Here is a 23,415-nt window from a genome sequence, read left to right on the forward strand (position 1 = left end):
TTAAGGATATTGATTAAATTGACATAAGGATGTGATGATGGACTTAGTGAATAAAGCCAAGCAACAGGCTGATTATAAAATCGCAGATAAGTCTTTAGCATCCTGGGGGCGTAAAGAAATTGCTATTGCTGAAACGGAAATGCCCGGTTTAATGGCTTTACGTGAAGAATATGCGGCAACCCAACCTTTAAAAGGTGCACGCATTGCAGGTTGCCTGCATATGACTATTCAAACCGCTGTGTTAATTGAAACTTTGATGGCTTTAGGCGCGGAAATTCGTTGGTCTTCTTGTAATATATTTTCCACTCAAGATCATGCTGCCGCTGCTATTGCAGCAGCAGGTATTCCTGTTTTTGCCTGGAAAGGAGAATCAGAAGAGGAATATTGGTGGTGTGTGGAACAAACTTTGTCTGGTTCTAATGGTTGGACTCCTAATTTATTGTTGGATGATGGGGGTGATTTAACCTTGGTTGTCCATAAAAAATATCCGCAATTGCTTGCTGGGATCAAAGGCGTTTCTGAAGAGACAACAACTGGGGTTGCTCGTTTATATGAAATGGCAAAAAATGGTGAGTTAAAGATTCCGGCGATCAATGTGAATGACTCGGTGACTAAATCTAAATTTGATAATCTTTATGGTTGTCGTGAATCCCTGCTGGATGGTTTAAAACGCGCAACTGATGTGATGATTGCTGGAAAAGTGGCTCTGGTTTTAGGCTATGGTGATGTGGGCAAAGGCTGTGCCCAGGCTTTACGTGGTCAAGGTGCCACAGTATTGATTGCTGAAATCGATCCTATTTGTGCTCTTCAGGCAGCAATGGAAGGGTATCGTGTGGTAAGGCTCGATGATGTGGCCGAACAAGTTGATATTGTGGTGACCGCCACCGGAAATTATCATGTAGTTGGGTTAGAGCACATGAAGCGCATGCGTCATCAAGCTATTTTATGCAATATTGGTCATTTTGATTCAGAAATTGATGTGCAGAGTTTAAGGCAATATCCTTGGGAAAATATTAAACCGCAAGTTGACCATGTTATTTTTCCTGATGGTAAACGAATTATTCTTTTAGCTGAAGGCCGTTTAGTCAATTTAGGTTGTGCTACCGGGCATTCTAGTTTTGTTATGTCTAACTCTTTTAGCAATCAGGTACTGGCACAAATTGAATTGTTTCAAAAAGAGGGGCAGTATCACAAACAGGTTTATGTATTACCTAAGTTTTTGGACGAAAAAGTAGCTCGCTTGCATTTAGGCAGAATTGGCGCCAAATTAACTCAACTCACTCCGGAACAAGCCAGCTATTTAGGCGTTGCTGCCGATGGGCCTTATAAAGCCGACCATTATCGTTATTAAAATATCATTTTGCCTATTTATAGGTGTGCTACCCCTTTGCCACATAGGATCATTCAATGAAAAAATCATTTAACTTTTCATTTCTTCGATCGCTATAAATCTTTATTGACCGCGCATATATGAGCTTTTTTAAACAGGAGCAGGAGTATAAGGCTCGGATGTAGGCAATAATAAAGGTTCAGGTTTGGATTTAAAAAATCCTATTATTTTCCTTATTCCGTTGTTGTTAGGTTCTTGCCTGTCGTCAAGATGATTTTTCTTACTATAATCAGTTGCTATTTCTTTGATCGTTCCAAAGTTTGGAGCAGGATGAATGTCTTTAGGGCTAAAAAGAAGCTCATTCCAATGCTCCATCAGAAACCCTAATCCTTTCATGCCTAAGGTTACTCCGTCTATTACTCTCTCTCTTAAGGGAGGTATAACAATAGGATGAAGCAGTAAGGCGGATAGGATACCTGCTGATATACCTGCTAAATTTCCGGCTTGTATGCCAATTAGTATTCCTATAACGGTAGCACCTAGGGCACAAAGAAAGCCTAATAATGTTACGTTTACTACAAGCAGTACGGCGAACAAAAAGAAACCAATTTTCTGCAGCATGCTGTCGCGTTCATTCATTTCTTTAATGATATCATTTTTAATAATTGAGCCCATTGAGCAATACAAATATAATAATCCCCCTATATAGCCAACGATAACTCCTGCCATTATAGATCCCAGAGTATTATTGGAAAATTTTTGCGAGAAAGGAAGATTGGCTTTAAGGGTTTCATCATTCCATATGGTATAAGCTAGTTTAGGACTTTTCTTACCGAGGAGAGTTAAAGTTGAGGACGTAAACTTCTTTTTAATGGCAGGCGTAGGAGTAAGCAGTAATTTTTCTATTAACGCATTTAGCTCATCATTCAGTGTGTTATTTGGTATCTTCGAAATTTGAATATCCTTATCAAAATGTATTTCCAGGAGACAAGGAGTATTTGAATTCATAACATTCGTAATAGATAAATTTTTATTTTTTTTGGCATAATCCCAAAAATCAATATTATGAGGATTATCCAGTATTTTATTCAAAATAGACGGGTAGAATAGTGCTAATTTGATATCTAGTCCTTTTGCTTTTAATAATTTCAGATACGTTTCATTTTCATATAAAAAATCTACTTCTTCTAATTTTAGGGAATGCAATAAAAGTTCCTTAAATTTCTGAAAATCTTCACCACAGTCAACAAGTTTTTTTAATCGAGATTCTAAAGAAGCCAAATAATTAGGTTTCACTTTTAAAACATCAGCTATATGTTTGCTTGTTTCGGGAAAAGAATTTTTGTCTTTATCTCCTTTTAAGTAACTATTTATTTTTTGGATAATAAGATCATTTGATACGATGGGAGCAGGCTCAGGAATTTGTACTTTGGTCATAAAATTCTTCAGGAAATGATGAGTAATTGCCCTAAACTAACAATTTTTAACTAAAAAGTCAAAATTTATTGTTATGTAGGGGTTTTCGCTTAAGAAATTCAAAAGTAGGTACCTGGATTTGATTGTATTTTATTGTGAAAGATGGTTAAGTAGATAATATTTTAATAAATTAAACCCATAAAGTACATTAATATTACATATTGAAATATATTTGCTATTCTTGTTTTACGATTTGTCCTATTGCATACTGAATTTTGTCTGTTTAGGTTTTTAGGGATTTTATAGGAGGTAGGGCATGCATTTTAAATCAGTGGTTTTTGGCTTAGGGCTTTTATCTCTAGCTCATAACGCTTTAGCTTTACCTAATCAAAATACGGTACGAGTCATTATTAAATACAAGCATCAAGTAAAAAATACAGTGGCATTAAAGCTACAGATTGCTCAATTAGCACAATTACCTGTTAAAGAGCTAAATCCCATGGCCAATGGCGCTTATTCATTAATTTTAATTGCTCCCCAAACTTCTTTAGCACAAAAACAAACAGAAGATCCTACAACACTTGTTTTAGAGCATCTACGGCAAAACCCCGAAGTACTTTATGCAGTGAGGGATCGTGTGGGCCATTTTACTCCGGTTTCTGATCCTGTGTTGTCTTATGTGGTGGTGGATTTATTGACTCATGAAAGTCAGTGGGATGAATTTACTCGTCCTTCAGGGATTATGCTTGAATCCAAGGCGGGTTCACGAGATGGTGCTTGGGCATACACCACAGGTTGGGCCAAAAAACCAGTAGTTGTTGCTGTTTTAGATACTGGTATTTCCTTAAATGATAGCATTGTGAACAATTTGGTAAAAGGGAGTGAGGGAGCTATTTGGGGATGGAATTTTTCTGCAAATAACAATAACTTGGCTGATGAAACCAGGTCATTTCATGGCACTCATGTGGCTGGAATTATTGCTGGCTATGGCAATGTAATGAAGGGAGTAGGAGAGGATTTAAAAATTTTACCCATAAAAATTACTAATTCATCAGGCATGTTTTATGAAAGCTCAGTGATCAATGCAATTTATTGGGCTGTTGGTGGTGATGTTTCTGGAATACCTAATAATATTTATCCTGCTAAAGTATTAAACATGAGTTTTGGCGTTGATAGAGGTCCTAAAGACGAAATTGATTATTGCGATCAAGCGCTGCAAGAGGCTATTTTTTTTGCACGTAAAAAAGGAGCTGTACTGGCAGTTGCCGCTGGAAATGATAATCTTTGGGAGCATTATAATGCTCCAGCAGTATGTAATGGCACCATTAAAGTAGGGGCAACTGGCCCTGAAGGTTTACGTTCTTATTTTTCGAACTATGGTCCAAGCATTACTTTGGCTGCTCCAGGTGGTGATAAACGTTATGGTTTGTGGGGCGGAATTTTATCAACCGTAAATCCTGGTGGTGGTTATAATGGGTCTGGTTTTGATTATTATCAAGGCACTAGTATGGCGACCCCTCATGTTGCTGGTGTTGCCGGATTAATTTTTTCTGCAAGCGATAAAAATTTAACTCCAGAACAGATAGAACAGATACTTTATACAACCACTCATGAGTTTGGGGAGAGCAATGATCCTAATAAGTCTTGTGTTGGTAAGAAACCTTGTGGGCATGGGATTCTGGACGCTGAAAATGCGGTTAAAGCGGCACTGGCTTATTATGATGTTTTATTTTCAGCACCTAAAGTGGAATATTTGGGGACCAAAATTTGTGGTATACAAGGTTTAAGGCCAGGTAAAAAACGTGTTGATATACATGGCGTGGTGTGGATGCTTGAGCATGCCGATTGTCAAGCGAAGCTGAAATATCAAGCTCCACATACATTGCAAACTAAAGATGGTGCTATTTTGGTATCTTATGGTGTGGTAAACTACAGATTAGATCAAAGTGCCTATAAGTCATGTCACGTTATTGGTTATGATGGTGTTGGTTGCTATTTTTAGTCTTTATCCCTTCTCTTAATTCATTAAGAGAAGGGGTTTTCTTCCTATTTATTAGCGAATGTCTTAAAATTCACTCCAGGTTAAACAGAATATTTATTTAGAGAGCGCTATGTCTGATTTTTATCAGGATTTCAATAAACGACGCACCTTTGCGATCATTTCCCACCCTGATGCGGGTAAAACCACAGTTACTGAAAAATTGCTTTTATTCGGGGGAGCAATTCAATTAGCTGGAACAGTAAAAGGGCGCAAGGCAGACCGTCATGCAACTTCAGATTGGATGGAAATGGAAAAGGAGCGAGGAATTTCCATTACTACGTCGGTGATGCAATTTGTTCATAACGAGCATGTGATGAACCTATTAGATACACCTGGCCATGAAGATTTCTCAGAAGATACTTATCGTACCTTGACTGCGGTGGATTCAGCGTTAATGGTTATTGATGTGGCTAAAGGAGTAGAGGATCGCACGGTTAAATTGATGGAAGTCTGTCGTTTGCGTGATACGCCAATCATGACCTTCATTAACAAATTAGACCGCGAAGGGCGAGAACCAATTGATTTGCTTGATGAAGTTGAATCCGTGTTAGGTATTAAATGTGCACCGGTAACTTGGCCTGTGGGTATGGGCAAGCGTTTTAAGGGAATTTATCATCGCTACCAGGATATTGTGTATCTTTACGAACCTGGGAAGAATGCGCAAAAGCAGGATGCTTTGCAAATTAAAGGTTTGGATAATCCACAATTGGATGAATTACTTGGTGACAGTGCTCAGGAGTTGCGTGATGAAATTGAATTGGTGAGAGGTGCTTCGCACGAATTTAATTTAGCGCAGTATTTGACGGGTAAAATGACACCAGTTTATTTTGGTTCAGCGATCAATAATTTTGGTATTAAAGAATTGTTGGACGACTACGTGAATTATGCTCCAGGTCCACAACCACGGGTTGCACAGGAGCGTTTAGTCTCACCGGACGAAGAATCTTTTAGCGGTTTTGTATTTAAAATTCAAGCGAATATGGATCCCAAGCATCGTGATCGTATTGCTTTTTTACGTATCTGTTCCGGGACTTATAAAAAAGGGATGAAATTATCACATTTGCGTATGAGCAAAGAAGTACAAATAGCAAATGCCTTAACCTTTATGGCGGGTGATCGCTCTCATACTGAAATTGCTTTATCAGGTGACATTATCGGCTTGCATAACCATGGTACTATTCGCATTGGTGATACGTTTACGCAAGGTGAACAATTGAAATTTACCGGAATTCCTAATTTTGCTCCCGAATTGTTTCGTTTGGTACGTCTCAAAGATCCTTTAAAAAGCAAAGCTTTATTAAAAGGATTAATTGAATTATCAGAAGAAGGTGCTACGCAGGTCTTTAGACCTTTAAACAGCAACCAGCTGATTTTAGGAGCAGTTGGAGTGTTGCAGTTTGACGTGGTTGCCCATCGATTGAAACATGAATATAAAGTAGATTGCATTTACGAAACAGTCAGTGTTGCTTGCGCGCGTTGGGTTTATTCTGGTGATGATAAAGCCATGTCAGAGTTTCGCACTAAGGCTTATGATTATCTTGCTTTAGATGGAAGTGATGCTTTGATGTATTTAGCGCCTACACGAGTTAATTTAACCATGGCTGAAGAACGTTATCCGAAAATTAAATTTCATGCGACTCGCGAACATTAATTGCAGCAGATGTTCCATTTCTCCTATCCTCAAAGATGAGGGGAAATGGGGCATTTTGTGAACTTTTTCTTTAGGTAGTGCAAATTGCTCTAACCGTATGTTCGCCATGGTTGGTAATTTCAACTTTTGCACCAGACTCAGCAGAAATTTTTAAATTTTCTTCAGGATAAATGGTAACTTCTAGAGATTCACCAGCCATTAAAGGAATATCATTAATCTTTCCTTTTTTAGCTAAGGCTCTAATATGAAGAGTATTACTTAAATCTTCAGTACTCATCGTACAATGAGCTTCTACAGTCCAAAACATACGATTAATAAACTCTTGTGGCTGATTTGGTGGTAATGGATATTCCATGGTGAGGCCTTTCTGCCGCAGACTATTAGGCTCTATCGCGTATAAACTAGAGCTTACTGAGGCAATCATGCACAGTAAACCAAGGCTTGTTTTTTTTAGCATAGATAACTCCAAAGTAAAGTTGCCAGCTAAGATACCTTCTTTTTTTAGTCTTGGCAAACTTGTGTTTTAAATTTGAACAGTAATGCTTTGAGTGTTTACCCGCATAAAATATGCGATTTATAATTCTTCAAGCGCTTTTACAATAGATTCCGTCATGACTTTAGCATCACCAAATAACATGTAAGTATTATCATGATAGAACAATTCATTTTCCACTCCTGCATAACCAGGGGACATACTGCGTTTAACAAACAATACAGTATTTGCTTTTTCAACTTCTAATACCGGCATACCATAAATTGGTGAGCTAGTATCTGTTTTCGCAGCGGGGTTAGTAATATCATTTGCCCCAATAACAAAGGCCACGTCACAGGTTGCAAAGTCTCGGTTTATCTCACTTTGTTCAAACACATGGTCATAAGGAATATTTGCTTCAGCAAGTAATACGTTCATATGACCAGGCATACGACCTGCTACTGGATGAATTGCAAAACGCACCTTAACACCACGTTTTTCCAATGCATCAACCAGCTCTTTCACCGCATGTTGTGCACGTGCTACCGCCATACCATAACCAGGAATAATAATGACATCTTTGGCGTTACTTAACAAAAATGCTGCATCTTCGCCATTACCTTGACGTACGGTGCGTGATTCACTGCCAGTAACATGTGATGAACTCTCCGAAATCTGGAGCCCACCAAAAATAACGTTAAAAATGGAGCGATTCATCCCAACACACATAATGTAGCTAAGGATTGCCCCGCTCGCCCCGACTAAAGCTCCGGTAATTACCAATAAATCATTATTTAAGGTAAAACCAATGCCTGCCGCTGCCCAGCCTGAATAAGAGTTTAGCATTGAAATCACCACAGGCATGTCGGCACCACCAATAGGGATAATAAGCAATACACCGATTAAAAAGGACAAGGCCGCCATGGTAATGAATAGATTAAGTGTTTGTTGTGTGAAAAACACAATCAGTACTACTAATAGGGCTAGAGCAATCAATAGATTTGCTATGTTTTGCCCCGAAAATTTAACAGGTATGCCAGACATAATTCCTTGCAGCTTCAAAAAGGCGATGACCGAGCCAGAAAAGGTAATGGCACCAATAATTAATCCCAAACTCATTTCAACTAAACTGGCCTTGGCAATAGCTCCGGCGCTGCCAATATGGAATGATTCAGGTGATAAAAAAGCGCAAAATGCAACTAAAACTGCGGCCATACCAACCAAGGAGTGGAATGCAGCTACTAATTGCGGTATGGCAGTCATATTAATCTTTAACGCAATGAAGATTCCAATAATACCTCCACCAATAATTAAGGCAATCAGTAAGGGTTGATGATGAGTAGTAGGCATTATTAAAGTCGAGCCTATGGCTAAAATCATACCGAGGATGCCCAGCATATTTCCTCTTCGAGAACTGGCAGGGCTAGCTAAACCTTTTAATGCCAATATAAAACATACAGCGGACAATAAATAAAACAAGGGCACCAAGTTTGTCATAAGAATCTATCCTTTATTTTTATTCTTTTACTTCCTTCACGAATAAACACAAAAATTCGAGAAAGAGGGTCTTTGTTATTATTTTTTATACATTCTTAGCATGCGTTGAGTGACCACAAAGCCACCGAATATATTAATTGAGGTAATAAAGATTGCTATCCCGCCAAGCCAGGTAATTTGGCCAATCATTTCATTTGCCGCGGCAATTAAGGCACCCAAAATAATAATACTGGAAATCGCATTCGTTACTGACATCAAAGGAGTATGCAGCGCCGGGGTTACTTTCCATACTACGTAATATCCTACAAAACATGCCAGGACGAAAATGGTGAGTATAGTGACATAATTTTCATGCATGTTGATTCTCCTTGGTTGCCTGGAACGGTAAGTATTTGTCATGATGACAAAGAACTGCCTGTTGAATGATTTCATCTTCAGGATTTAAGTGTATTTCTGAAGCAGGGCTGGCCAATAAATTAATCAGATGTACTAAATTATTGGCATAGAGTTCGCTTGCCGTTGTAGGAATCAATCCTGCCATATTGCTTAAACCAATAATGGTAACGTTCCCATGTTTGATTGTTTTATTTGCAGTGCTTAGTTCACAGTTGCCGCCACGAGATGTTGCCAGGTCAACTATTACTGAACCTGGCTTCATCGCTTCGACAGTTTTTTTATACAATAATATTGGTGCTTTTCGTCCAGGGATAAGTGCGGTTGAAATCACGATGTCAGCTAATTTAGCGTATGCATCAATTAATTTTCCCTGTAGTTGTTGATACTCTTCACTGGTTTCAGAAGCGTATCCACCTTTAGTTTCATTGTTTTGCCCTTGACTGACTTCTACAAATTCAGCACCTAAACTTTCTACTTGTTCTTTCGCAGCACGGCGCACGTCAAAAGCATAAACTACAGCTCCCAAACGTTTTGCGGTAGCAATAGCTTGTAATCCTGCAACTCCTGCACCAAGAATCAGTATTTTTGCTGGTTGAATCATTCCTGCAGCAGTCATCATCATTGGAATTGCACGATGGAATTGATTAACGGCTTCTAAAACGGCTCGATAACCCGCTAAATTTGCTTGTGAAGATAAACTATCCATGCTTTGAGCACGGCTAATGCGGGGAATAAGATTCATTGAGAATAAGCTAATTTTATTTTTTTGACACCAGCTAATCAGTTTACTCTCGGGGTTATTGTCAATATGACCAATGATCAATGCGTCTTCAGCCAAGCCTCCTAATTGTTTCGGATCTGGCTCATTGATGCAGAGCAAAACTTTGGTGTTTTCTAAAAGCTTTTTTTTGTCATTGAAAATTTGCGCGCCAACTTTTTTATAATCTTCGTCAATAAATCCTGCTGTAAGCCCGGCGTTTTTTTCAATGCCTACTTCAAATCCAGATTTAATATAACTTTTGGCTGACATAGGGGTGATGGCCACTCGGGTTTCGTGGTCGCTTTCTAGTAAGGTGCTGAGCATCATGGTAAATCCTTTTTACCTAAAGAAGTATTTCATCTTATTGTAGTTTATACCATTTTTCCAGAATCGCGAGTTTCTAAAATAGAAAGGGCGTATAAATTACGCCCTTATTTTGAAATTGGAATAGACAGTAAGATTGAGTACAGTCCTTATTATTCATTAAAGTGGACTCCTCCGGAGCATTTCAGGCTTCTTAGTTCAAACTAAGCATGCACACCATACTCTCAATCTGGCTCCCAAAATCATGATGTTGGCTGAACAATGTATACCGTCTATGATTCTATAATAGGCTACTCTTTTGTCTAATTCCACCGCCTTTTTGCTATTTATTGCAAAAATTGTGTAAGGATAGAATCATTGCTTAAGAGGCTCTTCTAAAGGAGACACCGAAAAATGGTCTTCTTACACTCACCTGATGTTGCTTGTCATCTGCGCGTAAAAAAATTTGTGTATAATAAAGATGACCTTGGTTATCTCGAGCAACACCAATACCTGTTAAATTATAATTTCCATCAATATTTCTTTTATGTCCAGGGCTGAGTAACCATTGTTGCACAACGGTATGCGCATCTTTATAGTTATAGGCAATGTTTTCAGCGCCAGCGCCAGAATTTTTAATGCGGCGATGTAAACGCTCAACTCGTTTGAGAAAACCCTGATGGCCGAAAGGCATTCTATGGTGAGCCATATCGAGTGAATGCTGTTTTGCTTCTCTGACCATGTCATTATTCATATGTAATGTAGAAAGCCCATGTTTGTGTCTGTATTCGTTGATGTGGACTAAAACAGCATTTTGGATGGCGGTCTCACTAAGTGGTGGCTGTGCATAGCTTGTTTGCCAGAGGCTCAGAAAAAGCGCACCGAGGATTATTATTTTCTTTTTTAAACTCATCAGTAGTTACCAGGTAAAATAATTTGAGCTGCATGGTGACTAAAAATGAATCACTTGTCCAGATGTAAGTATTAATTTAGTTCAATTATATTCAAATATTTTCTTTTTTGTATTAATTTTTTAATACCCTTCAAAATTGAGTGCGATTGCCATATGCTGGAAAGATACGTTGGATATTTAATGATCCAAACGATGAATTGTTTCTTTAAGACCTTCTACATTACCCGAATAATGATAATAGATTCGGTCTTTAGGACAATCAACAATGCACAGTTGTTCTTGAGGATTATTGTCAAACTGTTTAAAAATCCAGAATAAACCATCGTAATGTTGATGTTCTATTTCTTTAAGCAAATCCACCATTTTTTCTTTTTGTAATTCGAAATGAGGATAAAGAAAGCCACACGAGCCACGAGTTATTTTGTAGGCAAAATGATTTTCTTTCATGACATGCTCCACTTGAATAAAACTAGCCCTCTATTATTTAAATTATAGCTTCCTTACAAAAAATAGAGATGAAAAAGCGAGATGCGTTCTCAAAGATTAATGGATAATCCTACCAAAATAGCATGTAGGGTAGGAATGTTGGTTAGGGTTTCTTTTTTCGAGTATGAATTAATTTGTATTGTGGGCGTATTGCCATAAATTCCTTGGTACAATAAGTTTAAACTGGCTAAAGCAGTAATAGGATAGCCAAAACCTGCTTGCACTTCTCCAGCAATTTGTGAAATTTCATTAACTGGAATGCGATCAATTTTCCAATGTCTGTAGGCAACTCCACCTTTGATTTGAGCAAAAAAATCACTATTGCCCAAAGGATCGGATTTAGTGGTCACTAAGAAATCAAGTGTCGGTGAAAGCGTCGTTTCTATAGGTGTCCAACGAATCAAACTTTGCTTTTCTTTAAGGATATTAAGGCAAATTTTTGTGCCAGTTTGTAAGCCTAACTCTAAACCAAGGGCAACATTGCCTGCAAGAAGCATTTCGTTACCCAGTGCTAAACGGCCTAAGGCTAAATGTTTGTTATCGGATTTAACTTGATAATCACCGGTACCTGTGCTTGCAGTAATAGACCAGGGTTGATCTTGAGATGTGAGCTGCGGAGAATAGCGTCCAGCATAGGGAATTGATGACAATATAATTCCTATGGCAATGTGTAGTAACGCTAAGTATCTCTTCATCGCTTTATCCCTAATGAACTGTTCATATATATTGGGAATATTAATCTTGGCGGAGAGAGAGGGATTCGAACCCTCGATACGTTTCCGTATACACACTTTCCAGGCGTGCGCCTTCGACCGCTCGGCCATCTCTCCATCATTCGGGCAAGCTTATACATGTCGCGGCATAAAATCAACCCTTACAGGGTCTACGCATGAAAAATACGTTTACGTTCATGAATTTGCTCCTAGAAAAGTCGAGCATTGCGTGAAGGTATCGATTTCAATTGGAGATAATCAGTTTTGTATTGTGTATACTTATAGGAAGTGTACATGAAAGGGATTAATTATGTGGTTAAAAGTGGTGCTTTTATCTCTCAGTGGTATTGTTAGCAGTCCAATTTGGGCAATTACATGTTATTATACGTTGGCTAAAGATAATTGTTGGCTTAAATATAATGTTTCTGTTGATGTGATGGATGCGGTTAGCGCAAAAGTTTTGACTACTGTGACTATTCCTGCCGGGCAAGCGTGGTCACGTGTTACTTTTCCCTGTGAAACGAACGGGCAAAAATTGTTGTATCACGCGCAATTTTCGCCTTTAATCTGGGAAAGTGAAAAGGGTAAAATTTATGTCTCTAAGAATTATTGGTCTTTACCAAATGGTGTGAAACCCGGTGATTCTGCATGGAATGTTTCTGTGTGTTACCCCTCTGATTTTTCTGAAGTACCACTGCCTCCTGAGGCGACAAATACTTGTAAGTGTGATTTCTCGAGTATTCCTGAAATTCCACCAAAGCAACTCTAGGGGTGAGGCTATGTGATGCAAGAGTATGGCCTGAATCTCTCTGCAAAAGGATAAAAAAGTGATAACTTTAAGAGCTAAAATCGGTCAAATGCTTATTATGGGTTTTGCAGGCAGTGAAGTTAATGATAAAAGTCTGGTCGCTGAATGGTTGTCTCAGGATGGAGTGGGCGGGGTTTTATTATTTGATCAAGATGTTTTAACCGGCGCTCATGGAAAAAACCTGAAAACTCCGCAACAAATAAAGCAATTAATACATCAGCTAAATTACTATTCTGCACAGCAAGCCGATGAAGATAATAATCAATTACCTTTATTTGTAGCTATTGATTATGAAGGAGGCGCCATTGATCGACTCTCGATGATTGAAGGGTGCATGGCAACCATGCGTGCTCATGAGATGGTGAATTTATCGCCCGAGGCTTTAGATGCAGAGTTAAGTGATATGGCTAAGACGTTAAAAGAATTTGGGTTTAATCTTAATTTTGCTCCAGTAGTTGATTTACATTTGCATGATCAACATGGCATTATTGGTGCGTTGCACCGTAGTTTTTCCGATAAACCTGAAACTGTGACTTGTCTAGCACGTACTTTTGTTAATGTATTTAGTCACTATGGCATTGCCAGTTGTTATAAACATTTTCCTGGGCATGGTAGTGCTTTGGGTGATACTCATAAGGGTTTTGTTGATGTAACTCAAACCTTTAAAGAAGAAGAATTAATTCCCTATTATCAATTAGTTAAAGATACTCACAACCCCGTGATGATTATGACCGCTCATGTCATCAATAAACATTTAGATCCAGATGGATTGCCAGCTACCTTATCGCATCGAATGTTAACCGGTTTGCTTCGTGAAAAAATAGGTTATGAGGGTGTGATCGTGAGTGATGATTTGCAAATGCAGGCAATTACTGATCATTATTCTTTAGACGATGCTTTATGCCTGACAATTAACGCAGGTGCAGATATGATTATTTTTGCTAATCAATTAGGAAAAATTAGCGCTACGGAAGTTATTGAGCATATTGAAAGTTTGGTTTTGACTCATAAAATTGATTTACAGCGCATTGAAGAAGCATATCACAGAATAGTCCGATTAAAACAACAACTTAACTGTTTGTGAGTGAAATTAGTTGGAGTTATTCGTGATTAAATACTCATCTGTCGGTAGAGATTTTTATTTTTACTTTGGTCGGGCAATTTTTAATGAAATAAGCTATTGACGGATGGTTTGAATATGTTAAAATGTATTCTCATTGCTCATATTTTGATCATTTATGGGGTTTATATGTTCGTTTCTTTAGTCCAAATCATTTTTCCCTCTATTATCCCCTATGCACGTCCATATTCTTGTTGCTGTTGTTAGTCCTTGTTTTTATTGATTTTTACCTATTTATTTTAAGGATTTAACTATGTGTGCAGCGCTTAATCAAAAGAAGAATTTTATATTCAGTACCCCAATAATTTATGCCGTGATGATTCTTTTAGGTATAGTCAGTGGTATGTCTAATCTGATGTTTTTAAAGGATCTTGGTTTATTACTTTCTGATTTATTTATTAAAATCTTTAAGTGTATTAGTTTGCCCATTATTTCTTTATCCATTATTGTGACTTTAGCAAACTACAGTTCTGATGGGTTAATGAAAAAGATTTGGCAGCGTACAATCAAATACACTTTTTCTACGACTATTATTGCTGCGATGATCAGTTGCATACTTTATATTCTTATTCAGCCTAGTTCGGTACAGATAAGCGATGTTCCTCTTCAGCAATCGACTAATAACTTGGGTTATTTTGGCTATTTGACTAATATTATTCCTACTAATTTATTATCACCTTTCCTTGAGCAACAAGTTATGGGTGTTTTATTTTTAAGTATTATTGTTGGGATTGCAATGCGACAAATTCCTGATGTGGACTCTCGTGACACGGTTACTCGTTTTTTCCGCGGGATTCACGGCATGTTTTTGATCATGACGCGCTGGATTATTACTATTATTCCTTTAGGGTTGTTTGGCTTTATTACCTCAACAGTAGTGCAATTGCGTTCAGGAATGGACATCAAAGGTATAGGACAATATTTGCTAATTATTGTATTGGCAAATTTATTGCAAGGGTTTATTGTTTTACCTTTATGGCTTAAGAAAAATGGTATAAAGCCTTTTGCTGCCATGCGTTTTATGTTACCTGCATTATCCGTAGCATTTTTTTCCAAGTCTTCAGTGGGAACTTTGCCTGTGACCATGAACACGATTGAGAATAATCTACAGGTAAAGCCTGAGGTTAGCCGTTTTGTATTGCCTTTATGCACCAGTATTAATATGAATGGTTGTGCTGCATTTATTTTTGCTACTGTGATTTACCTTATGCAAAACCATGGGATGCCGATTTCTTATGCCACAATGGGATTATGGGTTATGGTGGCAACTGTAGCTGCAATTGGTAATGCGGGTGTTCCCATGGGCTGTTTTTTTCTTAGTATTAGTCTCTTATCCAGTATGAATGTTCCTATTGTATTGATGGGAGTTATTTTACCTTTCTATGGTTTAATCGATATGTTAGAAACGGCTTTGAATGTTTGGTCTGATGCGTGTGTGACCAAGATTGTTAATGATAAGGCTATTGCGGAAGAAACCGGGGAAACTAAGCCTAAACGTCGATTGGTGATGATGCCTGAATTAGGATAGTCTTCTTTAATGGTGGAGCTAAAAAGCTCCACTTTTACTTTTCTACGGAGCTACTAGGCAGGTTTCAAGCAGCGATGATTTTCGTATTTATTACAATGATGCATGAAGTATTGCTTTAAACCAGATACAAACACTTCCTCACCACTGCTCATTAAGAAAATGCGTTCAGGCTGTAATTCGGTGTAATTAGAATCTCTGAGTATTCCTTTATACAACGCACCTGCATAAGCAAATACCCACTTATTCAAGAAAGGTAAGACTAGCTCAGGATCGTTAGAATAGAAATTTTTATAGATATCAGTAAATAAAGTATTTTCCATCTCATAATTATTTTTGAAGTAGAAATTGCTACGGTCGCGTCGATATTCTATAAAAGGAGGTTTTCCTGGTTTATTTTTCATTCCTGCTGCAGTACTTAAGGAAATAACTAAACCTTTAGCGGATTCTATGTTGAATTGGGTTCCGAGGAAATTTGTACCATTATATTCTTGTAAAAATGAATTGAGAAAGGCTACAGCATTATCGTTTAGTGGATCAAAATAGCTGTTGATAACAAATTGAGTGGCAAGAAAGGTTTCTGGGTTATAATGGCAGCTGATGTAAATAGCATGAGCAAATTGATTGGTAGCAATATTGGCTACCAGAACTTTATTGATTTGTTCATTCACTACCGCACAATTTATTTGAAGCGCTTCAATGTTGGCTTCCATGCGAATGATCTGGGTTGGGTAATCAATACTGCGGTTAAATGATTTAAGTTGCTTTAAATTTCGGGGTTCATTTGTATAGATGAAGGTTTGCGTATTTTCTAGCTGGCTATTGGGGACCAAGGACATGGTTTTTACTTTTTCTGAAGAGGAGCTAAAGGCGTAAAGCGGTAATAAAATCAGGGAAGTAACTAAATAATTAAATTTCATGACAAACTCCTTTTATACAATCCTCCATTACTCTTCATGGATCTGAGCATGTAGGGCTTACATTTTGAGTATAGATTAGTGTGTTTAAATTGAACATAGTGATTGTAAGTTCGAAAAAGAAATATTCTGTGAGAAATCTCTTGAGGTTATAGAAAATTTAAATGCGAATTACGGGTAAAATTCAGACCATAAAATTAGCTTTATAGGCAAAGATGTTACAATTGCTCTGGTAAAAATCCCTCAGCCTGCATGGTCACATGCGGCTGTAATAGCTTGCTTTTTGTAATAATTTCTTGTGAGAATCTATTCATCAAATTGCGTTCTCACTTTGTTTATGAGATGGTTTACCTTCTACGCGGGAATGACAGGATTTTTGTCCGGAACAAGGATCTAAATACGGAATTAATTCTTTACAGTGCCGCATAACTCGCTGATTTTCTGGAGGTAAAGTTAAATAATCACCAAATTGCTGCGTCAAAATTTCTTTTGCATTGCAGGGAACATTAAACAAAGAAGTTTCGAAGAGAACCTTTTTTAGAGGATAAATATCCTTTTTGTGAATAAAATTTTCTCCCACACAGTTGTAGCCGCGGCCAAGATAAGGGCTATTGCTGGTGTTGGCTTTATGGATAATATTTTGTAATGAAGATTCCAGTATTGCAGTAGGTAAAAATTTTCCTAGAACTTTATATACGGATGCATGATGACCAATATTCACTACACCATATTTAGTACTCAATAAGCGAGAAATTTTTTTTGCCATAAATTTATAGCGCTTACGCAATTTAGCATCTTCTGGCATGCTGTCATAAACAAAAACATCAATGAATATCCCTTGCACGTAGGGCTCATTGCCTTGTTCGTGTTTTTCAACATAATAACTGTGGCGATCACGGATTTTTAATGGTGTGGCCATATTAAAATAACCTGGGTCACTATGAATTGTTTGCAGCCAAATGTGCTCTGGTAATTCTTGAGGAGCAATACGCAAAAACTCTTCATAACTGGCTCTAGGCATGCCAATATCCATGTCATCATCCCAGGGAATGAATCCTTGATGACGAATTGCGCCTAAAAGAGTCCCTGCATCCAGCCAATAATCTAAACCATGCTTTTGACAAAGGGCATCAACTGCTTTGAGCATGTTAAGCATTTTTAATTGTGCTTGTCTTAACCGGCCATCTGTAAGAGCAGTATCTGCAGAGTAGGGGGGCATTGTTGTTTTTAATTCCATAGATCGATCTTTATTAAATCGACAATTTGTGATGCTAACAAAATATGCCAATAATCGTCAAGCGAAGTTGCAACAGGCTCGCATGTAATGACAATAGCTTAAAATTTTATGGATGCGTCTACGCTTTTCTCTGATTTCACCGTGCTCTTGAAGAAACTTGCCGGCAGCGGCCAGTTTTCATCTTTTAAAAAGAGCTTCTTTAAGGTAAAATTTATTCGGAGAATACATTAAAATATAAGATCTTAATATCACATAACACACCACAAGTCTGCAACTTCGTTGGACTTAGCGCCGAGGTCGCCTTGATGATAATTAAAATGGATGTAATTTTTTTATGGAAAAAAATAGTCAGAAGACAACTTTTATAAAGGTTAATTTGCTTGTTTGTTTTTTTATTAGTGCCCTATTTATGCTTTCTAGCCAAACGGTATTGGCAGCAGTGCCTGGTGCACCAACTATAGGTATAGCCACGGCAGGTAATGCGCAAGCTACAGTTACTTTTACTGCACCGTCTAGCGATGGTGGTTTTCCAATTACTCAGTATACGGTAACCTCCTCTCCGGGAGGGTTAACTGGTACTGCTGCCTCTAGTCCAGTCACAGTAACTGGACTTACTAATGGTACATCCTATACATTCACCGTTACTGCGACCAATAGCTCTGGCACCGGTCCAGCCTCTGCCGCATCAAACAGTGTGATACCTCAGGCCTCACAAGTGATTACTTTTACTAATCCAGGGTCCCAAACTTATGGTACCTCTCCGACTTTAACTGCTACGGCTAGCTCAGGGCTACCTGTAACGTTCACCTCATCCACAACCTCAGTATGTACTATTACTACAAGCGGAACATTAACCTTTATCTCATCGGGAACTTGTACTATCAATGCGAACCAGGCGGGTAACGCCGCTTATACCGCGGCACCACAGGTGATACAAAGCTTCTCTGTTATTAAAGCCTCACAAGTGATTACTTTTACTAATCCAGGGCCTCAAACTTATGGTACCTCTCCGACTTTAACTGCTACGGCTAGCTCAGGGCTACCTGTAACGTTCACCTCATCCACAATCTCAGTATGTACTATTACTCCAGGCGGAACATTAACCTTTATCTCATCGGGAAACTGTACCATTACCGCGTCTCAAGCAGGCGATACAGACTATTCAGCTGCGCCAGATGTAGTACAATCATTTAATGTAATCGCCTCACCAGCTCCTGTTGCTCCTACCTTAAATGCAACAGCTTCTGCGGGTGAAAAAATTGAAATCAATTTAACTGCTACTGCCACTGGAGGGCCTTTTACTGGAGCAAATATAGTATCAATTTCTCCATCAAATGCAGGCATAGCCATTATTAGCAATGTAGGTTCTACTTATATATTAAGTTTTACATCTTCAGCTACTGCTGCAGGAACAGTAATAATTAAATACACTTTAAGTAATCAATATTCTACTTCAGTAGAGAGTGTTATAACTTTAACGGTAATTCCTCTTTTGAATCCATCCACGAATTCTGAGGTATCAGGTATATTAAATGCTCAGACTAAAGCTTCACGAAGCGTTATGTTAGGACAGATAACCAATTTTCAACGTCGATTAGAAACTTTACACGACAAAAAATTTAAAAGCAGTATCAAAAATAACATATCATTTAATCCAATAAGCTCAAATGATAATCGTCCATCTGCTTCTATTAATAATCAACCTTATAACTACTCCATACCCACGAATGATCTATTTTTTTCCGGGCCTTCCTCTAATTTAGGAAATGGTATCGCTCTTCCTGGGAACAGTAAGATATGGACAGATGGGGTGGTTAATTTTGGTAAAACCAAATTAGATAAAAATGATAATCAAATCAGCTTCACCACCGCGGGTATTAGTTATGGGTAGCGACATACAACTCAACAAGTCTTTTTTTATGGGAGTTGGTTTAGGTTATGGCCATGATTTGTCCGATATTGGTCAACAAGGGAGCCGTAGTCTTCTAAACAGTTACAATATTGCCTTATATGCGAGTTATCGCCCTTCCGATAAGATGTTTATTGATGTACTTTTAAGCAATCAATGGCTATCATTTGAATCTCATCGTTATGTTAGTAATAATGGAAATATCATAAAAGGAAATCGTAATGGCAATCAACAATTCGGATTTTTATCGTTAGCTTTTGAGCAATCAATTAATAAATTATTACTTTCTCCTTATGTCCGTTTGGATTTGGCAAATGCAAAACTGTACGCATATTCTGAAAAGGGAGCAGTATATAGTGTGTTAAATTATCACCATCAATCAGTACAAACAACCCGAGGAAATTTAGGATTGCGAGGAGAGTTGCCTGTAAAAAAAGAGTACGGTATTTGGCTTCCGACGTTTCGTTTGGAGTATGGGCATGAATTTCAACGTGATGGCATGGCAGCGATGTTTTATCCTAACATATTAGGAAGTCCTGATTATTTTGTTTCTTTGCCTGGTTTATCTAGAAATTATATTTTGTTTGGTCCGGGGCTTAAATTAGAAACATTAAAAGGCTGGTTACTACGATTTGAGTATCTTGATATAGTTAATAATGCGAGTTCAACGAATCAATCAGTACTCTTCGGCATTGAAAAAATATTTGCCTGACCTAACTATTCAATTGCGCTGTTTTAAGAGATTTTTAAAAGTCAGCGCTCTTAAATGTTTCCGAATAAATCCTATTAAGACAACCTCTTATCTATTAGATACTTACATCTTTTTCAGCGTACATATCACATAGTGGGTTGGTTTCTCTTAAAATGCTGAGAGTACCTTCACACTCAACGAAGTTGGCACTGAGCGAAGTGCATTGAGATCTTGTAAATTGATTTTTTTGAAATAAATGATGTATATTTATACATAAAGATTTCTTTTAAATCATAAATTGGATATAATAATTACATCTAATTAAAAAATATCTTTGATTAAAAAAGAAGAATTGGAGCAGAAATATTATTATGGAAGAAAATTATGCAACATATCATTGTAGTATTTGTAATAAAAACTATAAAAAATGTCACATTATTCCAAGTGAGATGATTAGTTCACAAATAACGAAAGAAATTAAAGATCTTTGTCCTGATTGGGATGTAGATCATTTCATTTGTCAAAATGATTTAGCATTGATCCGTTCTCGTTATATTGAGTCAATGCTTCTTGCTGAGAAAAGTGAATTAACCACATTAGATCGGACCGTTATAGACAAATTGTATAAGCAAGAGCTTTTGTCTAGCTATGTCGATGACAATATTGAAAATAATGCTTCTTTTCTAGATCGCTGTACAGATCAAATAGCTTTATTTGGAGGAAGCTGGTGGTTTTTAAGTGTATTTACACTGTTTCTTTTTATTTGGATTGGAGTCAATACTTTTTTATTTTGGTTAAAACCCATTGACCCATATCCTTATATTTTTCTTAATTTATTATTATCGTGTCTTACTGCAATTCAAGCACCTGTTATTATGATGAGTCAAAATCGCAAAGAAGCCAAAGATCGAATTCGTACGCAACACGATTATCAAATTAACTTAAAAGCAGAACTTGAGATACGTCATTTACATGAGAAAATGGATCATTTACTATCACAGCAATGGGACAAAATGGTTAAAATACAAAAAATTCAAATCGAATTATTATCTGAACTTAATAAGAATAAAATTTCAGTGGACTAAATCTATAAACTGCGCCATATTTTGGAAAAATATCACGTAGGAAATGACAACTTAATTGTTATGATTAATAAGGGTACAAAGAGTAAAAAAAAGCCAAGATGGCATACAGAATGTTGCGTTAATAACATTGGAAAATATAATTAATAAGCAAAAGCAAGCCAATCTATTTGGATCACAACAACACTATAAAATTTAGAATTTTATGAATAGCATATCTAACAATATTGATCTTTTAATTAATGAGGCAAAGTTATCTCTTAATGAGACCCAATCTCTTCTATGTGAACTTCTTCAAGTAACAACTCACACTAACAATGAATGCTCTTCTGATGAAGATAAAATTTTCAAAATTCAATTAACGTTGCAATATCGTTTAAGCTGTGAAGATGCTTTGAGCTTTTTATTAAAACTGGATCATAATTTGTTATATTTTCTTGGAATTCAACCTTCACAGTCTGCCAAAATAAATATTGATCGATTAGCTTATGCTATAGGAAATGAAGATTTAAAACAAATCTTAAACGTTTTAGCCATATTAACTGGCTCTCTTTCTAAAATTGTTGCTCATTATAAAAATACTCATACTTCTTTTGCATTAAAGGACAGAAGTTCTCACGAACATCACATAACAAAAAAATTATCCAGCCTACTTGTCAAACAAAATCAGTTTTTAGAAGTACTACACCAGCTTGATTCGGAAATTGAACAGCTCATAAAGCTACAAGCTGGTGAGCCTATTTTCGATTACATTGCTGCATTAAGAGGAGCAATTTCGCATTTTCATCAAATCATCATCAATGGCCTTGAGCAGGGAAAGCAGTTGTACCTCCAAGTAAATAAAACGCCTTTGATTGACTATCAATTAAATACTTTGCTCAAGGATACGGAACAAGTACTTCATTTAATGCCAAGTATCTATAACCCTCATTTAAATTATCCCATCAAACAGTTTGATCACCTGACTTCTGAACAATTAGAACAACGTGCTGCCGCAAAACGATTACAGCCTTTTTGGAAATAAACAAGAGGTATTATAGATTCTGTCTAAAATAGAAATCTCTAGTTTATAATTGGGGGAAGAATAATACCCGGTAACGAGGCATTTTTATTTTCGCGGAGTGGGCTGATATGTATTCTCCACTCATCTCATATGCTGACGATGTTCTGTGCCCTTACTCATGAGTTGAATGAGTTTATAACTTCTTAGTTTGTCCGTCACGATGAGTCGGGGTTTTGGATAACAGCTAATAGATTAGATAGAAAACGGATAGCCGACTTTTATTACGGCACTTTTGTAGCAAGACGTCCAGCTGGGTCTTGCTCTAATATGTGTTTTCTTATAGTGTATATCTTTTTTTCACAAAATGAATTTTTTATGAGTGATACCTGCAATTTAGAACAGATGCCATTATCTTCCTTAGCCAATGAAGTTGCTGCCTGTACTCGCTGCTCATTGCATAAAACGCGCAAGCAAACGGTTTTTGCTCGTGGTAGTACTAAAGCCAGACTAATGATCATTGGTGAAGCCCCGGGATTTTATGAGGATCAGCAAGGGAAACCCTTTGTGGGTAAAGCCGGTGGTTTGTTAAATCAAATGATGCATAGTGTGGACATGCATGAAGAGGATTTTTATATTGCCAATGTTTTAAAATGTCGACCGCCTAATAATCGTGATCCACAAGCAGAAGAAATTGTTCAATGCAGCGGCTATTTAGAACAACAAATTGCCCTCATTAATCCTTGTCTGATTCTTGCTTTAGGACGTTTTGCGGGTCAGTTTTTATTAAATAAGCCTCTAGCATTGCGACAATTACGCAATACAATTCATTATTACAAAAACATCCCCATTATCGTCAGTTATCACCCTGCTTATCTTCTACGTAATCCACGTGATAAGAAAAAGACATATCTTGATCTACTGTCAGTGAAAAATTTCTTAGAGGAAGTTAATAGTTAATTATATTTTTATGCCCTCATTATTGTGTGGGACGTGGTTTATTGGCTCATTGGTTTTGTTGCGAACCGAAGTTTTCCATGAATTGTAGCGGTTTTCAGAAAATGAGGTTACTGTGTGGGCAAATCCAGCAACAGCAAGCGTTAAGGTTGTGTTGATGGCCGTTCCGGTCGCTAGTCTAAGAAAGAAAC

At 37.4% G+C, this 23,415-nt stretch carries 21 protein-coding genes and 1 tRNA gene; 11 read left to right on the forward strand and 11 right to left on the reverse strand.

Annotated elements, in window-relative coordinates:
* Positions 1-37: 37 nt before the first annotated feature.
* A complete protein-coding gene (gene ahcY / locus QM652_RS01045; RefSeq protein WP_415072333.1) occupies positions 38-1,351 on the forward strand; it encodes an adenosylhomocysteinase in 1,314 nt (437 codons plus the stop codon).
* Positions 1,352-1,480: 129 nt separating this feature from the next.
* Here the strand turns inward: ahcY and QM652_RS01050 are convergent, their stop codons facing one another.
* Positions 1,481-2,767, reverse strand: coding sequence for a hypothetical protein (locus QM652_RS01050; RefSeq protein ID WP_415072292.1), 1,287 nt, complete (start codon positions 2,765-2,767; stop codon positions 1,481-1,483).
* A gap of 295 nt (positions 2,768-3,062) precedes the next feature.
* Between QM652_RS01050 and QM652_RS01055 the strand changes: the two genes are divergently transcribed.
* On the forward strand, positions 3,063-4,748 hold the full coding sequence (locus QM652_RS01055; protein ID WP_415072293.1) for a S8 family serine peptidase: 1,686 nt from the start codon (positions 3,063-3,065) through the stop codon (positions 4,746-4,748).
* Between the two features lie 109 nt (positions 4,749-4,857).
* On the forward strand, positions 4,858-6,438 hold the full coding sequence (locus tag QM652_RS01060; protein WP_415072294.1) for a peptide chain release factor 3: 1,581 nt from the start codon (positions 4,858-4,860) through the stop codon (positions 6,436-6,438).
* A gap of 70 nt (positions 6,439-6,508) precedes the next feature.
* On the opposite strand, the gene QM652_RS01065 is transcribed toward QM652_RS01060, so the two are convergent.
* From QM652_RS01065 to QM652_RS01100, 8 genes are all read right to left on the reverse strand, one after another.
* The gene (locus QM652_RS01065; protein ID WP_415072295.1) at positions 6,509-6,895 is read right to left on the reverse strand and encodes a hypothetical protein; all 387 of its coding nucleotides are present in this window, start codon (positions 6,893-6,895) and stop codon (positions 6,509-6,511) included.
* 117 nt (positions 6,896-7,012) lie between these two features.
* Positions 7,013-8,407, reverse strand: coding sequence for an NAD(P)(+) transhydrogenase (Re/Si-specific) subunit beta (locus QM652_RS01070; RefSeq protein WP_415072296.1), 1,395 nt, complete (start codon positions 8,405-8,407; stop codon positions 7,013-7,015).
* A 78-nt stretch (positions 8,408-8,485) separates the two neighbouring features.
* Complete coding sequence (locus tag QM652_RS01075; RefSeq protein ID WP_415072297.1) at positions 8,486-8,764, reverse strand: proton-translocating transhydrogenase family protein; 279 nt, start codon at positions 8,762-8,764, stop codon at positions 8,486-8,488.
* The gene (locus tag QM652_RS01080) at positions 8,757-9,890 is read right to left on the reverse strand and encodes a Re/Si-specific NAD(P)(+) transhydrogenase subunit alpha (protein WP_415072298.1); all 1,134 of its coding nucleotides are present in this window, start codon (positions 9,888-9,890) and stop codon (positions 8,757-8,759) included. Before QM652_RS01080 ends, QM652_RS01075 begins: the two co-directional genes overlap by 8 nt.
* Positions 9,891-10,248: 358 nt before the next feature.
* Positions 10,249-10,779 (reverse strand): CAP domain-containing protein, encoded by a 531-nt coding sequence (locus QM652_RS01085; RefSeq protein ID WP_415072299.1) that lies wholly within the window; start codon positions 10,777-10,779, stop codon positions 10,249-10,251.
* Positions 10,780-10,956: 177 nt separating this feature from the next.
* The gene (locus QM652_RS01090; RefSeq protein WP_415072300.1) at positions 10,957-11,226 is read right to left on the reverse strand and encodes a hypothetical protein; all 270 of its coding nucleotides are present in this window, start codon (positions 11,224-11,226) and stop codon (positions 10,957-10,959) included.
* Between the two features lie 89 nt (positions 11,227-11,315).
* The gene (locus tag QM652_RS01095; protein WP_415072301.1) at positions 11,316-11,960 is read right to left on the reverse strand and encodes a hypothetical protein; all 645 of its coding nucleotides are present in this window, start codon (positions 11,958-11,960) and stop codon (positions 11,316-11,318) included.
* A gap of 47 nt (positions 11,961-12,007) precedes the next feature.
* A tRNA-Ser gene (locus tag QM652_RS01100) sits at positions 12,008-12,095 on the reverse strand.
* A gap of 193 nt (positions 12,096-12,288) precedes the next feature.
* Between QM652_RS01100 and QM652_RS01105 the strand changes: the two genes are divergently transcribed.
* The 3 genes from QM652_RS01105 to QM652_RS01115 all read left to right on the forward strand — a co-directional run bounded on the left by QM652_RS01105 (position 12,289) and on the right by QM652_RS01115 (position 15,434).
* Entirely contained in the window at positions 12,289-12,747 is a 459-nt protein-coding gene (locus tag QM652_RS01105) for a hypothetical protein (protein WP_415072302.1), read from the forward strand.
* A 58-nt stretch (positions 12,748-12,805) separates the two neighbouring features.
* Positions 12,806-13,870, forward strand: coding sequence for a glycoside hydrolase family 3 protein (locus tag QM652_RS01110; RefSeq protein ID WP_415072303.1), 1,065 nt, complete (start codon positions 12,806-12,808; stop codon positions 13,868-13,870).
* Between the two features lie 289 nt (positions 13,871-14,159).
* Positions 14,160-15,434: a dicarboxylate/amino acid:cation symporter gene (locus QM652_RS01115; protein ID WP_415072304.1), complete on the forward strand. Its 1,275-nt coding sequence runs from the start codon at positions 14,160-14,162 to the stop codon at positions 15,432-15,434.
* Positions 15,435-15,487: 53 nt separating this feature from the next.
* On the opposite strand, the gene QM652_RS01120 is transcribed toward QM652_RS01115, so the two are convergent.
* Both QM652_RS01120 and QM652_RS01125 read right to left on the reverse strand, forming a co-directional pair.
* A complete protein-coding gene (locus QM652_RS01120; RefSeq protein ID WP_415072305.1) occupies positions 15,488-16,351 on the reverse strand; it encodes an Lpg0189 family type II secretion system effector in 864 nt (287 codons plus the stop codon).
* 310 nt (positions 16,352-16,661) lie between these two features.
* Positions 16,662-17,585 (reverse strand): LicD family protein, encoded by a 924-nt coding sequence (locus QM652_RS01125; RefSeq protein ID WP_415072306.1) that lies wholly within the window; start codon positions 17,583-17,585, stop codon positions 16,662-16,664.
* Between the two features lie 334 nt (positions 17,586-17,919).
* Here QM652_RS01125 and QM652_RS01130 point away from each other — a divergent pair, with 334 nt between their 5' ends.
* From QM652_RS01130 to QM652_RS01150, 5 genes are all read left to right on the forward strand, one after another.
* On the forward strand, positions 17,920-19,476 hold the full coding sequence (locus tag QM652_RS01130; protein ID WP_415072307.1) for a fibronectin type III domain-containing protein: 1,557 nt from the start codon (positions 17,920-17,922) through the stop codon (positions 19,474-19,476).
* Positions 19,469-20,206, forward strand: coding sequence for an autotransporter outer membrane beta-barrel domain-containing protein (locus QM652_RS01135; protein ID WP_415072308.1), 738 nt, complete (start codon positions 19,469-19,471; stop codon positions 20,204-20,206). Before QM652_RS01130 ends, QM652_RS01135 begins: the two co-directional genes overlap by 8 nt.
* Positions 20,207-20,556: 350 nt before the next feature.
* A complete protein-coding gene (locus tag QM652_RS01140; RefSeq protein ID WP_415072309.1) occupies positions 20,557-21,270 on the forward strand; it encodes a DUF1003 domain-containing protein in 714 nt (237 codons plus the stop codon).
* Between the two features lie 202 nt (positions 21,271-21,472).
* Positions 21,473-22,291, forward strand: coding sequence for a hypothetical protein (locus tag QM652_RS01145; protein ID WP_415072310.1), 819 nt, complete (start codon positions 21,473-21,475; stop codon positions 22,289-22,291).
* A 354-nt stretch (positions 22,292-22,645) separates the two neighbouring features.
* Positions 22,646-23,227 carry a uracil-DNA glycosylase gene (locus QM652_RS01150; protein WP_415072311.1) on the forward strand — a complete coding sequence of 194 codons (582 nt, stop codon included), beginning with the start codon at positions 22,646-22,648 and terminating at the stop codon, positions 23,225-23,227.
* Positions 23,228-23,415: the final 188 nt, after the last annotated feature.

Origin of the sequence: Legionella sp. (assembly GCF_047605385.1) — a bacterium.
In the GTDB taxonomy this organism is placed as follows: Bacteria; Pseudomonadota; Gammaproteobacteria; order Legionellales; family Legionellaceae; genus Legionella.

What these genes read in the sequence shown, in the direction of transcription:
- ahcY (WP_415072333.1), top strand. Translation starts at nt 38, where the DNA reads ATGGACTTAGTGAATAAAGCCAAGCAACAGGCTGATTATAAAATCGCA.
- QM652_RS01050 (WP_415072292.1), bottom strand. Translation starts at nt 2,767, where the DNA reads ATGACCAAAGTACAAATTCCTGAGCCTGCTCCCATCGTATCAAATGAT.
- QM652_RS01055 (WP_415072293.1), top strand. Translation starts at nt 3,063, where the DNA reads ATGCATTTTAAATCAGTGGTTTTTGGCTTAGGGCTTTTATCTCTAGCT.
- QM652_RS01060 (WP_415072294.1), top strand. Translation starts at nt 4,858, where the DNA reads ATGTCTGATTTTTATCAGGATTTCAATAAACGACGCACCTTTGCGATC.
- QM652_RS01065 (WP_415072295.1), bottom strand. Translation starts at nt 6,895, where the DNA reads ATGCTAAAAAAAACAAGCCTTGGTTTACTGTGCATGATTGCCTCAGTA.
- QM652_RS01070 (WP_415072296.1), bottom strand. Translation starts at nt 8,407, where the DNA reads ATGACAAACTTGGTGCCCTTGTTTTATTTATTGTCCGCTGTATGTTTT.
- QM652_RS01075 (WP_415072297.1), bottom strand. Translation starts at nt 8,764, where the DNA reads ATGCATGAAAATTATGTCACTATACTCACCATTTTCGTCCTGGCATGT.
- QM652_RS01080 (WP_415072298.1), bottom strand. Translation starts at nt 9,890, where the DNA reads ATGATGCTCAGCACCTTACTAGAAAGCGACCACGAAACCCGAGTGGCC.
- QM652_RS01085 (WP_415072299.1), bottom strand. Translation starts at nt 10,779, where the DNA reads ATGAGTTTAAAAAAGAAAATAATAATCCTCGGTGCGCTTTTTCTGAGC.
- QM652_RS01090 (WP_415072300.1), bottom strand. Translation starts at nt 11,226, where the DNA reads ATGAAAGAAAATCATTTTGCCTACAAAATAACTCGTGGCTCGTGTGGC.
- QM652_RS01095 (WP_415072301.1), bottom strand. Translation starts at nt 11,960, where the DNA reads ATGAAGAGATACTTAGCGTTACTACACATTGCCATAGGAATTATATTG.
- QM652_RS01105 (WP_415072302.1), top strand. Translation starts at nt 12,289, where the DNA reads ATGTGGTTAAAAGTGGTGCTTTTATCTCTCAGTGGTATTGTTAGCAGT.
- QM652_RS01115 (WP_415072304.1), top strand. Translation starts at nt 14,160, where the DNA reads ATGTGTGCAGCGCTTAATCAAAAGAAGAATTTTATATTCAGTACCCCA.
- QM652_RS01120 (WP_415072305.1), bottom strand. Translation starts at nt 16,351, where the DNA reads ATGAAATTTAATTATTTAGTTACTTCCCTGATTTTATTACCGCTTTAC.
- QM652_RS01125 (WP_415072306.1), bottom strand. Translation starts at nt 17,585, where the DNA reads ATGGAATTAAAAACAACAATGCCCCCCTACTCTGCAGATACTGCTCTT.
- QM652_RS01130 (WP_415072307.1), top strand. Translation starts at nt 17,920, where the DNA reads ATGGAAAAAAATAGTCAGAAGACAACTTTTATAAAGGTTAATTTGCTT.
- QM652_RS01135 (WP_415072308.1), top strand. Translation starts at nt 19,469, where the DNA reads ATGGGTAGCGACATACAACTCAACAAGTCTTTTTTTATGGGAGTTGGT.
- QM652_RS01140 (WP_415072309.1), top strand. Translation starts at nt 20,557, where the DNA reads ATGGAAGAAAATTATGCAACATATCATTGTAGTATTTGTAATAAAAAC.
- QM652_RS01145 (WP_415072310.1), top strand. Translation starts at nt 21,473, where the DNA reads ATGAATAGCATATCTAACAATATTGATCTTTTAATTAATGAGGCAAAG.
- QM652_RS01150 (WP_415072311.1), top strand. Translation starts at nt 22,646, where the DNA reads ATGAGTGATACCTGCAATTTAGAACAGATGCCATTATCTTCCTTAGCC.